Below are 13,252 nucleotides of genomic sequence, written 5' to 3' on the forward strand. Positions count from 1 at the left end.
CATCATGGTTTGGTGTGAAGAAGAAATACATTCACAATTTATCTGAGAAAATTAATTTAATGTCATTGCCAACTCGCTTTGATAAAATCGATTTCGTCAAACATCGGAAAGTCTTTTATAGTATTTCAATCGGTGTTACCCTTATCGGGATTATTTTCTTGTTCGTCTTCAGATTAAATCTTGGTATTGATTTTACTAGTGGTACCCGAATTGAGATTGCGTCCAAAGATGTTTTAACGACTCAGCAAGTCAAAACCGAAATGAAAAAGGTCGGTATTGCTGCGGATGATATCAAGGATGTTAGGCTCGCTGGACAAGAAAATAAAAATGCTGTCGTTCGTACAGTCGGTGTGCTTAATAAACAGGAAATCGCTGTCTTGAAGGACCACTTTAAGAAAGATTATGGAGTAGAACCGAATGTCAGCACCGTTTCGCCGACAGTCGGAAAAGAACTTGCGAAAAATGCCATGATTGCGTTAGCGATTGCATCACTCGGAATTATCTTGTATGTATCCATACGATTTGAATGGCGGATGGCTGTACCTGCTGTCGTAGCGCTTATACATGACGCGTTCTTTATTATTACGATCTTTAGTGTACTTCGACTTGAAGTGGATATCACCTTCATTGCTGCGGTTCTGACGATTGTCGGTTATTCCATCAATGATACGATCGTAACCTTTGACCGTATTCGTGAAAACTTACGCTTCAGTCGTAAAGTCAAAACCGTTGAAGAGCTTGAGAATATTGTAAATATCAGTATCAGGCAAACATTGACGAGATCCATTAACACCGTACTAACTGTTCTCATTACGGTTATCGCGTTGATGATCTTCGGTAGTGAAGCTATCCGAAACTTCTCAATTGCCCTGTTTATTGGTTTAATATGTGGCGTGTATTCGTCATTATTAATCGCATCTCAATTCTGGCTTGATTTGAAAATCAAAGAATTGAAGAAAAAAGGACCACTGAACACCGCAAAAGAAAAGAAACAAAGTCTTGAAGGACAAGTTTAATATGTGAGAGGGGGCTGGCATGATGCCAGCCCCCTTTTTGTGAGACTAGCTTTTTGAATAGGGAAATACAGCCATTTTTGAGTTTAAAATAAATTGAAACCGTTATTGTCGTTTTGTATAATAAGTAAGTTGAGGGGTGAATTTATGTTAAAGCCAAAAACACGGTGGAACTTGCGAACTGCCGATGAAAACAAAGTTGCTGAACTAGCGGAAGAGCTTCATATCACACCCTTAGTTGCGGCCTTACTTGTGAATCGTGGCCTGGATACAATTGAAAGTGCCCGATCATTTTTATTTGTAAAAAATCAAACTTTTCATGATCCATTTTTACTGAAAGATATGGATAAAGCAGTATATAGAATAAAAGMAGCCATTCAAAACGGAGAGAAAATCAGGATTTTTGGTGATTATGATGCGGACGGCGTGACATCGACTACGGTGATGATGACGACGCTAACTAGACTAGGCGCCGATGTGGACTTTTATATTCCTAATCGGTTTACAGAAGGCTACGGGCCGAATCCAATGGCATTCCGCTTGGCAGCTGAGCAAGGTGTAAAGGTATTAATAACCGTGGATACGGGAATTTCCGCAGTTGATGAAGCGAAACTTGCTAGCGAGCTTGGCATGGAGTATATTTTGACGGATCACCATGAACCGGGGCCAGAACTTCCCGAAGCACTAGCGATTATTCATCCAAAACTTGAGGACAGTTCATATCCATTTGAAGATCTTGCTGGCGTAGGGGTTGCTTTTAAACTGGCACATGCCTTGCTTGGCGAACTGCCAGAGGATTTGCTGGAGATTGCGGCAATCGGTACCATTGCGGATTTGGTACCTTTAAAAGGAGAAAACCGCCTCATTGCAGCGAAAGGGATTGAGCAGTTACGCTTAACTAGACGTCCGGGGCTTGTTGCCCTAATGAAAGTGGCGAATATTCAGCAGGAAGCATTGAATGAGGAATCAATCGGCTTTGCAATGGCACCACGAATCAATGCAGTTGGCCGCCTTGGTGATGCTGACCCGGCTGTTGATTTATTGATGTCTGAAAACTTGGCTGAAGCGACGGAACTGGCTAATGAAATCGATGATATTAATAAAGAGCGTCAGGCGATGGTTGCTGCAATGGCGGAAGAAGCGATTCAAGAGGTTGAGGAAAACTTCCCACCGGAGTCAAATGGTGTGCTTATTATCGGGAGAGAAGGCTGGAACGCAGGGGTAGTGGGTATTGTAGCCTCCAAACTGGTTGAACGCTTTTACCGTCCGACCATTGTGTTGAGCTATGACCGAGAAAAGGGGCACGCGAAAGGTTCAGCCCGGAGTATTGCTGGATTCGACCTTTTTGAGAGTCTCTCTACCTGTCGCGAATTGCTGCCTCATTTTGGTGGGCATCCGATGGCTGCGGGAATGACCCTGAAAATAGAAGACGTACAGGAGCTTAGAGATCGCATGAACATGATTGCGAAAGAAAAGCTCAGCGAAGAAGATTTCACACCTATTACTAACTTGGATGGAGCCACAACATTAGCGGAAGTTTCCATTCAAACGATTCAGGAAATGAGCCTACTAGCGCCATTTGGAGTAACCAATCCAAAGCCGAAAATCTTGATAGATTCCGTCCAGCTTTCAAGTGTCCGTAAAATTGGCGCCAATCAAAATCACTTGAAGGTGCAGCTTGAAGATAGTGAGAATCATAAACTCGACGGCGTTGGGTTTGGTCTAGGTCATTATGTGGATGAAATAGCTCCGCATGCAGAAGTCTCCGTGATCGGCGAGCTTTCCATTAATGAGTGGAATAATATCAAAAAGCCGCAAATCTTTGTTCAGGATGTCTCGGTCAATCATTGGCAGCTTTTCGATTATCGCGGCAAGGGACAGGCAGAGAAGTGGCTGGCTGAGATACCGGTTCATAATCGGAAAATTGTTATTTTCTCGGAAGATATTTATAGAAGATATCCCTTTTTACAAAACCATCCCGATCTTGTTTTAATCAAGAATGAACAGGAAGCAGATCAGCTCGACTGCATGCAAGGACATGTGGTTCTTATGGACATGCCCCCGTTAAGAGAGTTGTTAAAACGGATGATTGAAAATAGGAAGCCGTCGCGGATATACGCACATTTTTCTCATGAACAGGATCATTTTTTAAGTACGGTGCCAACACGGGACGATTTTAAATGGTTCTATGCCTTTCTTGCTAAAAAGGGTCCGCTTGATGTGAAAAGGTATGGTGATGATCTTGCCAAATACCGAGGCTGGTCAAGAGATACAGTGGATTTTATTTCAAAGGTGTTTTTTGAGCTTGATTTTGTTACAATAGAGAATGGGTTAATTATGCTCACAGCCAATGCGAAAAAACGCGATCTCAGTGAGTCTGAATCGTTTATAAGAAAGAAAGAGCAATTTGAGCTTGAACAAGAGCTTGTCTATTCTTCCTATCAGCAATTATTCGATTGGTTCAATCATTTTTTAGTTCATGAGGCAACAGACCTTGAGGAGGAAACAAAGCAATGGATTTAAAGCAATATGTAACAATTGTGCAAGACTGGCCAAAACCGGGTATTGTCTTCAAAGATATTACAACATTAATGGATAACGGCGCAGCTTATAAATACGCAACAGACCAAATCGTCGAGTACGCTCGCGATAAAAATATCGATTTAGTGGTCGGACCGGAAGCACGCGGATTCATTATCGGATGTCCAGTCGCATACTCATTGGAAGTGGGCTTTGCGCCAGTGAGAAAAGAAGGAAAGCTTCCACGTGAAACGATAAAAGTCGAATATGGCTTAGAATATGGTAAGGATGTATTGACTATCCATAAAGATGCCATTAAACCAGGACAACGTATCCTTATTACGGATGATTTACTTGCTACTGGCGGTACAATCGAAGCAACGATCAAATTAGTGGAAGAGCTTGGCGGAATTGTAGCCGGGATTGCATTCCTTATTGAATTAACAGACCTAGATGGTAAAGATAAATTAGAAGGCTATGATGTTTTAACACTAATGAACTTTTAATAAAGAAGAGCACTCTGACAAGGGTGCTCTTTCTGTTTTATCCGTTTTTCATAGATTTTGTCGAATTTCCAGTGAAAAAAAGAACTATTCTTTATAAAATACATGTTTAGCCCTTTACATCCATGCCATTTTTTTCGATAATAGTAATAATAAAGAGTTTTTCTGCTATTAAGTTTATTTGCACTTGTATCCGTTTCGGCGGATTTATTTTTTTCGCAAAAATTGTCACGTTTTGCTGAACAAAGGGAAGTGCTACCAATCATACTCAATCCGGTTAATATCCGGTGGCAGTTAAAGTGGGGTTAAGGTGATTAAATGGCTAACGATCAAATATTGACTGCCGAGCAGGTTGTAGAAATGGCCAGCTTATATCTTCAGCCGGAAGAAGCTGAATTTATTCATAGAGCGTTTAAGTATGCAGAGTATGCTCACCGAGAACAATTTCGTAAATCGGGAGAACCATATATTATTCATCCGATTCAAGTGGCGGGTATTCTGGCTGATCTTGAAATGGATCCTGCAACTATTGCGGCAGGCTTTTTACATGATGTTGTTGAAGACACGGAGGTCACTCTGAAGGATATTGAAGAGAATTTCAGTCCTGAAGTCGCCATGCTCGTTGATGGTGTGACCAAATTAGGGAAAATTAAGTATAAATCACAGCAAGAACAACAGGCGGAAAACCATAGGAAAATGTTCGTTGCGATGGCCCAGGATATTCGGGTCATATTGATTAAGCTTGCTGACAGACTGCACAATATGCGGACATTGAAGCATCTGCCGCAGGAAAAGCAGAGAAGAATTTCGAACGAAACATTAGAAATCTTTGCGCCGCTTGCTCATCGTCTTGGGATCAGTACGATTAAATGGGAACTAGAAGATACGGCACTAAGGTATTTGAACCCGCAGCAGTATTACCGAATCGTCAACCTTATGAAGAAAAAGCGTGCAGAACGTGAACAGTATTTAGAAGAAGTCATTGATGAAGTGCGTAAAAACGTGCAAGAAGTCAATATTAAAGCAGACCYCTCTGGCAGACCGAAACATATATACAGTATTTATCGCAAAATGGCGTTGCAGAATAAGCAGTTCAGTGAAATTTATGACCTGCTTGCGGTTCGGATTGTCGTCAATAGCATAAAAGACTGTTATGCCGTTTTAGGGATCATTCATACATGCTGGAAGCCGATGCCTGGCCGATTTAAGGACTATATCGCGATGCCGAAGCCGAATATGTATCAATCCTTACATACGACGGTAATCGGGCCAAAAGGCGATCCGCTTGAAGTGCAAATCCGTACCTCTGATATGCATCGCATTGCCGAGTTCGGGGTTGCCGCACACTGGGCTTATAAAGAAGGAAAAGATGTTGGTGAACAGCCTTCATTAGAGGAAAAATTGACTTGGTTCAGGGAAATTCTTGAATTCCAGGATGACGCAACAAACGCCGAGGAATTCATGGAATCCCTTAAAATCGATCTTTTTTCTGATATGGTGTTCATTTTTACGCCAAAAGGCGATGTTATTGAACTTCCATCAGGATCCAATCCGATTGACTTTGCTTACCGGATTCACTCGGAAATCGGTAACAAAACGATAGGGGCCAAAGTGAACGGGAAAATGGTACCGCTGGATTATAAACTAAAAACAGGCGATATTATTGAAATTTTAACATCCAAGCATTCATATGGTCCAAGTCAAGATTGGCTTAAACTCACGCAAACATCTCAGGCGAAAAATAAAATCCGTCAATTTTTCAAAAAGCAGCGCCGAGAAGAAAATATCGAAAAAGGCAAAGAACTTGTTGAAAAAGAAATCAAGATCATGGAGTTTGATCTGAAGGAAATCCTGACATCTGAAAACATTAAGCGCGTTTCGGATAAATTCAATTTCCTGAATGAAGAAGATATGTATGCAGCGGTTGGTTATAACGGAATCACAGCCCTTCAGGTAGCGAACCGCCTTACTGAAAAATGGCGTAAGCAGAAGATGGTTGAGCAAGAAGCAGATATTTCAGAAGCAGTTGCTGATCTGAAAACTTTCCCTAATTCCTCCAAAAAACGTGACTCAGGTGTACGTGTACCGGGAATTGAGAACCTCCTTATCCGTTTATCACGCTGTTGTAATCCGGTTCCTGGGGATGAAATCGTTGGTTATATTACAAAAGGCCGTGGAGTCTCTGTCCATAGACAAGACTGTCCGAACCTAGAAAGCGGTGATTCCRATCATCGTCTTGTGCCTGTTGAATGGGAAAGCAGGATTAACGAACGTAAGGAATATATCGTTGAAATTGAGATCAGCGGATATGATCGCCGCGGCTTATTAAACGAAGTGTTGCAAGCTGTCAACGAAACAAAGACAAATATTTCAGCAGTATCAGGTAAATCGGACCGGAATAAAGTGGCGACCATTCACATGTCGATTTATATCCATAACATTGCACATCTACAAAAGGTCGTCGACCGTATAAAACAAATTTCAGATGTCTATTCCGTTAGAAGGATTATGAACTAAGGAGTTTTATTACTATGCGTGTTGTTTTACAACGTTCCAAAGCTGCCAAAGTTGTTGTGGCAGGCCAAACAATCGGGCAAATTGACAGCGGACTAGTCCTGCTAGTTGGTGTCACCCATGGCGATACAATTGATGACGCCGTCTATTTGGCCGATAAGATTGTTAATCTTAGAATTTTTGAAGATGAAAATGAAAAGATGAACCACTCACTACTAGACGTTGGTGGTTCAATTCTATCAGTTTCACAATTTACGCTATATGGCGACTGCCGTAAAGGCCGTCGTCCGAACTTCATGGACGCCGCCCGTCCTGAAGAGGCGAACAAAATTTATGAATCATTCAATGAAGAACTACGCAAAAAAGGCGTCCATACTGAAACCGGTCAATTTGGCGCAATGATGGACGTTCAGCTTACTAATGACGGACCTGTAACATTAATAATGGAAAGTAAAAAGTAACCTGCTGCGGCAGGTTTTTTTGTTGAGAAAAAGTGATTGTAAACAAATTGAAAGCCAGCTTCCATGGGAAGCTGGCTTGTCATTATTTGAAATACCGCGCCAATCCATTATAGATAGCGGTTGTAATGGTTTCTTGATATTCATTCGTTGTAATCCTCAATTCTTCAACAGGATTACTTAAATAGCCTAGTTCAATAAGTGTAGCTACACGATTGTTTTCACGGATAACATGGTAATCTCCGTATCGGGAACCACGGTTAGGCACCTGCATCGTGGATCCTAGTGAATTGGCAAGTGTTGAGGCAAAATTCTGTTGATAGTCATGATAGTAGAATGTAGTTATTCCACTCGCAATCTGATCTTTGGTGCTATCATAATGGAGGCTGATGAATGCATCCGCGTTATTGATATGTGAAGTGCTAACCCTTGAAGGCAGTGGAACATATGTATTACTGCTTCTTGTCAGAATCACTTTTGCACCTGCCGCATGAAGCTTGTCCCGCAACAACTCAGCGGTACGGATTGTTAAGTTTTTCTCAAGAGTACCACCGACTCCAACTGTACCACTGTCCCTGCCGCCATGGCCGGGATCGATTACGATGACTTTATCCGCTAAATATTTCTCAACGCCTGGACGCTGGATCTGCTCAGCATTACCTTCAATCGTCACAATCCAACCAGCAACATAAGCGGTTTGGCCATTCTTGAGTTTAATGGAGTACCAATCGCCCTCCATACCGAGAACGGAGAATGTTTCTCCTTCTTTCACCTGCGCTACAATCTGCGAGTTGCCATCTGGCTTACTTCTAAGGATTGTCCCATCATGAATGGTGGTAATCTTACTGCCTTTTACGTCAATCTTCTTTGTCTTTGTTGTTTGTTCGGCATTCTCTATTTCTAAATACCAGTTCACCACCCAGCCTTTTTTTGAATCAGAAAGCTGAAGCTGTGTCATTTGGCCTGTTGTTTGCAAAACTTGGTAGGTTTCATCTTTGTTCACCGAACCAATGATTTTGCTGTTAGGAGAGGCATTTTTCCGCACATTTAAACCAGAAACGGTTACTCTTGCAGTGGCACCTGCCTTATTGATTTTCGTCTCACTCTTATTCTTGCCCAATTCTATGTAAGATTCGGCGACCCAGCCATGGCTTCCTTGAAAATCAATTTCAACCCATTCGTTTTCAATTCGATAAACCGTAACCATCGTATTTTTATTCAGCTTACCGAGCGAGGCACTGCTTTTCGAAGGCTCAGAACGAACATTGAGACGGTCGACCAAAGTGACTCCCGATTGCACGGATTGTTCCGATTCTTCTTTCTTCTGCTTCGTATCTCTCTCTACTGCATTCTCGGAAGCCTTAGTGAGCTTGAGATAGTCAGAAGAGACCCAACCTTCGATTTCTGCATGTTTGATTTGAATCCAATTTTCATTTTTTTCAATAATGTCAACAGCCGTTCCTTTCGTTATCGAACCAACTGTTTGAAATGTAGTACCGGGGCCTGTACGGACGCGGACAGAGCTACCGGTAATTATTCCCTGACCTGATTCCTGCTTAACCTGATTTGAATCTGATTTTTTTCCCACAAGCCAATTGGCAACCCATCCCGTTTTACCGGCGCCAATCCGAATTTCAATCCAATCGCCATCTTCATTCACAATCGGATACGTTTCCCCTTTTGTAATTTTTTTCACAATAGGAAAACTGAGGCCTGCGCCTTCACGGACATTGACCACCTTGGTCGTCACGACAATTTCCCCTTCGTTTTCTCCAAATGCTTGATTGACGGGGAAAATCGCTGCTATTATCAGCAATAGGATCAGGCCAAATAATCCTGATTTCTTATTCATAAGTTGTCTCTCCCTTTTATATCTATTTGTATGTATTCTCGTTCAATAAAAAATTTCCCTCCTTCATTGTGCAAAAAACATTTTTTTTAGGAAAGAATAAGTCTTATTAACTAATGGAGGGAAGCCATATGAAATTCAGCGAAAAAGACCAAACGAGTTTAAGTGGGGGCAATCAAGTACTAGGTGTCGATTTTCACGATTTTATTCAAAAGGAACAAAGCGCAAATCTAATTGAATTAGCATCCGAATTCGGAGTCAATGTCCGAACAATCAAGAATATGAAAAAACATTTGAACCAATAAAATACGACAAAATTCTTAGCCTATCTTGACATTTGATGTTAACGTCCGTATGATTATAAAGTATCAGACCTATTACTGCAATAACCAATGATGGAGAAGAGTAATTAAGAAACACATGAAAAGAGAGGAAATGCCGAGGCTGAAAGCATTCCACATGATGACTTAATGAAAGAACCCTCCGTAGGCTTCACTCTGAACGAATTTTTTTAGTAGGAGATGGACGTAAAGCAGGCGTTAACTGTTTTTGAGCGGAGGCACTTATTTAATTGTGCTTCAACTAGGGTGGCACCACGGGATATTCAACTCTCGTCCCTTGTAACGACTATGTTACAAGGGGCGGGAGTTTTTTGTTTGGAAAAAATTCAGTACAGCGTCGTATAAGAAATGACGCATTGCTTTAAAGGAGGAAACAAATATGTCTATTCAGATTCCTAGAGGTACGCAGGATTTATTGCCTGGTCAAACGGAAATTTGGCAGTATATCGAAAAGACAGCGCGTGAGATTTGTCACCGTTATCAATATAAAGAAATCCGTACACCGATTTTTGAGCACACAGAGCTGTTCTTACGTGGTGTGGGAGACACAACCGATATCGTGCAAAAAGAGATGTACTCATTTCAGGACCGCGGTGAACGGAATTTGACCCTTCGTCCTGAAGGCACTGCTTCTGTTGTTAGATCATACATTGAGAACAAAATGTTTGGTTGGGCAAATCAACCGGTCAAACTTTATTATATCGGGCCGATGTTCCGTTACGAACGTCCGCAAGCAGGTCGCTTCCGTCAATTCGTTCAATTTGGCATCGAGGCATTAGGAAGTAAAGATCCAGGAATTGATGCAGAGGTTCTATCGCTGGCAATGAATCTTTATAAAGAGCTTGGGTTGACAAAACTGAAGCTCGTAATAAATAGCCTTGGTGATAATGAAAGCCGGACAGCGCATCGCAATGCGTTAATCAAGCATTTCGAACCCCGTATCGGCGAGTTTTGTAGCGATTGTCAAAACCGTCTTGAAAAAAATCCATTGCGTATTCTGGATTGTAAAAAAGATCACGATCACGAATTGATGAAAACGGCACCTTCCATCATTGAATATTTAAATGATGAATCGCGAACCTATTTCGAAAAAGTGAAACAACACTTAACGGATTTGGAAATTGAATTCGTTGAAGATCCAACGCTTGTGCGAGGCCTGGATTACTATAATCATACGGCCTTTGAAATCATGAGTGATGCGGAAGGTTTTGGTGCGATTACGACACTTTGTGGAGGCGGCCGTTATAACGGGCTTGCTGAAGAACTTGGTGGACCGGAAACACCTGGGATTGGCTTTGCGCTCAGCATTGAACGTCTGATTGCAGCACTTCAAGCAGAAAACATCGAACTTCCGATCAAAAAGGGCATTGACTGCTACCTTGTTTCACTAGGTGAGTCCGCTAAGGATTATAATGTCAAACTTGCCTACCAATTGCGTAATGCCGGTTTTACAGTCGAAAAAGACTACCAAGACCGTAAAGTAAAAGCTCAATTTAAATCAGCCGATCGTCTCGAAGCAAGATACGTGGCGACACTCGGAGATGATGAATTGAAAAATAATACAATTAATCTAAAGTTCATGGCAACCGGTGAACAAGTCCATATGGATCTTGCTACATTCGTTGAACAATTTAAAAAGCTACAGGCTTAAGGGGGAAATACCATGTTTGGCAGAACATACTTCAATGGAGAAGTTACAGAAGCAGCTATTGGTGAAAAAGTTACATTAAAAGGATGGGTACAAAAACGTCGTGATTTGGGCGGAGTAATCTTTATCGACCTTCGTGACAGAAGCGGAGTTGTACAAGTTGTTTTCAATCCGGACATCTCGGCAGAAGCATTGGCTACAGCTGAAAAAATTCGTAATGAATACGTTCTTGATATCCAAGGTACAGTCATCAAACGTGATGAAGCTAACTTCAACCCGAATGTATCAACAGGTACAATTGAAGTTCAAGCAGAAAGCGTAACAATTTTAAATGAAGCAAAAACACCTCCTTTCATCATTGATGAGAGAACAGATGTTTCTGAAGATATTCGCTTAAAATACCGCTATTTGGACTTACGTCGTCCGGCAATGTTTGAAACGTTGAAAATGCGTAACCAAACAACTAAGGCGATTCGTGATTACTTGGACGGCGAAGGCTTCCTTGATATCGAAACACCTATTTTAACGAAAAGTACACCAGAAGGCGCACGTGATTATTTAGTACCTAGCCGTGTACACGAAGGTGAGTTTTATGCACTGCCACAGTCACCGCAAATCTTTAAGCAACTATTAATGGTAGCTGGTTTCGAACGTTATTATCAAATTGCCCGCTGTTTCCGTGATGAAGATTTACGTGCTGACAGACAGCCTGAATTCACACAAATCGATATTGAAACTAGCTTCATGAGCCAGGAAGATATCATTAAAACGGCTGAAAACATGATGGCTAAAGTTATGAAAGATGTAAAAGGGCTGGACGTAACACTGCCATTCCCAAGAATGACATATAACCAAGCCATGAGCCGTTATGGTTCCGACAAACCTGATACACGTTTCGAAATGGAACTTAAAGATGTTTCAGAAATCGTGAAAGACAGTGATTTTAAAGTGTTCACAGGTGCTGTTGCAAATGGTGGACAAGTTAAAGCGATCGTAGTTAAAGGCGGAAATGCAGATTATTCCCGTAAAGACATTGATGCATTGGCTGAATTTGCAGCTATTTACGGTGCAAAAGGCCTTGCTTGGTTAAAAGTAGAAGAAGATGGCGTAAAAGGACCAATTGCTAAATTCTTCGCTGAAGACCAACAGCAATTAGTTGCAGTATTGGAAGCTGAAGTAGGCGACCTGATCTTATTCGTTGCAGATAAGAAAAGCATTGTTGCGGATGCACTTGGCGCGCTTCGTATCAAGCTAGGTAAAGAAAGAGGCTTGATCGACCAAAGCAAATTCAACTTCCTATGGGTAACGGACTGGCCATTACTTGAATACGATGAAGAAGAAGGACGCTATTATGCAGCTCACCATCCATTCACAATGCCATTCCGTGAAGACCTGGAAAAACTGGAATCAGACCCAGCCAGTGTTCGTGCACAAGCGTATGACCTAGTCTTGAACGGCTACGAACTTGGCGGTGGATCACTGCGTATTTTCGAACGCGATGTTCAAGAAAAAATGTTCAAAGTGCTTGGATTCACAGAAGAAGAAGCAAACGCACAATTCGGCTTCTTAATGGATGCTTTCGAATATGGAACACCTCCACACGGCGGAATCGCACTTGGATTGGACCGTATGGTAATGTTGCTTGCGGGTCGTACAAACCTTCGCGACACCATCGCGTTCCCGAAAACAGCAAGCGCAAGCGACTTGCTAGTTGACGCTCCAAGTACTGTAAGTGATAAGCAATTAGCAGAACTTAGCTTAAGACTTGCTGCATTAAAGAAATAATTTTATTGGAAAAAAATGTGAGAATTTACCTAGATGCTTTCTCTTGAAACGGAGTAAAGCATTATGATATGATATTTTCAATAAGTAAGAGTCCTGATGTGTTCGTTCTTTAACCTATAAGTTTTGACCGAACACTTATAGTTACCGGGAGCACTAGTTTCCTGGCCGCGTACATGCCTCCCTCGTAGAGGACTTACAAACGCGAGGAACCGAGCACCCACCTGCGGAGAGCGGGTTCAAAACAAAGGCGTAAACGGCACAATTGGGACTCTTATAACTTACAAAGCAACTCATGTTGAGTAAACATGGGTTTTTTTGTGCTGAAAAATCTGTATTCACGAGAAAAATGGTGAAACTCACGAGTAAAATGGTGAAACTCACGAGTAAAAGTGTGAAACTCACGAGTAAAAGGGTGAAACTCACGAGTAAAAAGCAGAAAGTCACGAGTAAAAGCAGAAACTCACGAGTAAAGGGGTGAAACTCACGAGTAAAAAGCAGAAACTCACGAGTAAAAGGCTGAAASTCACGAGTAAAGGGGTGAAACTCACGAGTAAAAGCAGAAACTCACKAGTAAAAGGTTGAAASTCACGAGTAAAAAGCAGAAASTCACGAGTAAAAGGC

The 13,252-nt window shown here is 41.7% G+C and carries 9 protein-coding genes, 1 other RNA gene and 1 other annotated feature; of the genes, 9 read left to right on the plus strand and 1 reads right to left on the minus strand.

From position 1 onward, the window contains the following. The 5 genes from secF to dtd form a co-directional block, all read left to right on the plus strand. The coding region (gene secF / locus AC1DUW_RS12920) for a protein translocase subunit SecF (RefSeq protein WP_477642688.1) at positions 1–1,016 on the plus strand (1,016 nt) is incomplete at its 5' end. A gap of 144 nt (positions 1,017–1,160) precedes the next feature. After that, a complete protein-coding gene (recJ, locus tag AC1DUW_RS12925; protein ID WP_477642689.1) occupies positions 1,161–3,536 on the plus strand; it encodes a single-stranded-DNA-specific exonuclease RecJ in 2,376 nt (791 codons plus the stop codon). After that, positions 3,527–4,039 carry an adenine phosphoribosyltransferase gene (locus AC1DUW_RS12930; protein WP_053347125.1) on the plus strand — a complete coding sequence of 171 codons (513 nt, stop codon included), beginning with the start codon at positions 3,527–3,529 and terminating at the stop codon, positions 4,037–4,039. The genes recJ and AC1DUW_RS12930 overlap by 10 nt, the downstream gene beginning before the upstream one ends. Positions 4,040–4,354: 315 nt before the next feature. Beyond that, positions 4,355–6,553 (plus strand): RelA/SpoT family protein, encoded by a 2,199-nt coding sequence (locus tag AC1DUW_RS12935; RefSeq protein ID WP_477642690.1) that lies wholly within the window; start codon positions 4,355–4,357, stop codon positions 6,551–6,553. Between the two features lie 14 nt (positions 6,554–6,567). Further along, the gene (gene dtd, locus AC1DUW_RS12940) at positions 6,568–7,011 is read left to right on the plus strand and encodes a D-aminoacyl-tRNA deacylase (protein WP_056528345.1); all 444 of its coding nucleotides are present in this window, start codon (positions 6,568–6,570) and stop codon (positions 7,009–7,011) included. Positions 7,012–7,093: 82 nt separating this feature from the next. Here dtd and AC1DUW_RS12945 read toward each other — a convergent pair whose 3' ends face one another. After that, a complete protein-coding gene (locus AC1DUW_RS12945) occupies positions 7,094–8,860 on the minus strand; it encodes an SH3 domain-containing protein (RefSeq protein WP_477642691.1) in 1,767 nt (588 codons plus the stop codon). Positions 8,861–8,988: 128 nt separating this feature from the next. Here AC1DUW_RS12945 and AC1DUW_RS12950 point away from each other — a divergent pair, with 128 nt between their 5' ends. The 4 genes from AC1DUW_RS12950 (at position 8,989) to ssrS (ending at position 12,904) form a co-directional block, all read left to right on the plus strand. After that, the gene (locus tag AC1DUW_RS12950) at positions 8,989–9,162 is read left to right on the plus strand and encodes a hypothetical protein (RefSeq protein WP_053347121.1); all 174 of its coding nucleotides are present in this window, start codon (positions 8,989–8,991) and stop codon (positions 9,160–9,162) included. Positions 9,163–9,240: 78 nt separating this feature from the next. After that, positions 9,241–9,479: a binding site (T-box leader), on the plus strand. Between the two features lie 98 nt (positions 9,480–9,577). Next, positions 9,578–10,849, plus strand: coding sequence for a histidine--tRNA ligase (gene hisS, locus AC1DUW_RS12955; protein ID WP_053347120.1), 1,272 nt, complete (start codon positions 9,578–9,580; stop codon positions 10,847–10,849). 12 nt (positions 10,850–10,861) lie between these two features. Beyond that, positions 10,862–12,631, plus strand: a complete 1,770-nt coding sequence (aspS, locus tag AC1DUW_RS12960) for an aspartate--tRNA ligase (RefSeq protein WP_477642692.1) — start codon at positions 10,862–10,864, stop codon at positions 12,629–12,631. Positions 12,632–12,718: 87 nt separating this feature from the next. Continuing rightward, positions 12,719–12,904: non-coding RNA, 6S RNA (gene ssrS, locus AC1DUW_RS12965), on the plus strand. Positions 12,905–13,252: the final 348 nt, after the last annotated feature.

It is taken from the genome of Peribacillus sp. P4_C12, assembly GCF_056402095.1.